This is a genomic window from Streptomyces graminilatus (genome assembly GCF_001418565.1).
Classification (GTDB): domain Bacteria; phylum Actinomycetota; class Actinomycetes; order Streptomycetales; family Streptomycetaceae; genus Streptomyces; species Streptomyces graminilatus.
The window spans coordinates 11,806-12,427 of sequence record NZ_LIQQ01000048.1 but is presented as its reverse complement, the minus strand read 5'-3'; the positions used below and the strand labels follow the sequence as shown (position 1 = coordinate 12,427).

Here is a 622-nt window from a genome sequence, read left to right as displayed (position 1 = left end):
CGGCCCGGGAAAGGGCCATGAGGGCAGCCGGAAGAGCAGCCTCCGGGGCCCCGCCCGGCCTGACCCGGCCCGGCCCGGCTCGGCCCGGCTCGGCTCGGCCCGGCCCGCGAGTCGTAGACCGGGCGTCCGCGACGGTTTCGTGGGGCTGCGTGATCTGCGTGATCTGCGTGATCTGCGGGTTGGGCAGGGTGGGCGGGGTCGGGGATTCGGACGTTCGGGCAGTGCGGGCGGGTTACGTCACCCTTAAGCTCTGGTGGACTGTGGGCCAGCGCATCATGATGGGCTCATGACGGCGACCTTGCGTGCCCTGACGCAACTCGTGAGCTGGCCGGACCTGACAGAGGCCGAGCCCAGCTGCCGCACCGGCCGTGCCCTGCGCTCCGGCGGAGCCGAGATCGTCCACTTCCACTCCGATCGCCGGGTCGACCTGCACCTCACGGCCAGGATGATCCAGCACTTCGAGGGCGACCTCAGCCGGTCGACCGCCATCCAGTTCGTGCCGGGCTCGCAGTGGGTGACCATACGTCTGGAATGCGACGCGGACGTCGATCTGCTCATGACCTTGATCAGCCTGGCCCTCCAGGCCCACAAGGGCCGGCCGAACATCGACAGCCCGCCCGCG

General features: G+C 70.6%; 1 protein-coding gene. It reads left to right on the top strand.

Going from position 1 to position 622, the window contains the following annotated elements:
- Positions 1-286 precede the first annotated feature (286 nt).
- Positions 287-622: luciferase domain-containing protein (locus tag AOK08_RS05570; RefSeq protein ID WP_055524205.1), on the top strand; the 336-nt coding region annotated here is incomplete at its 3' end.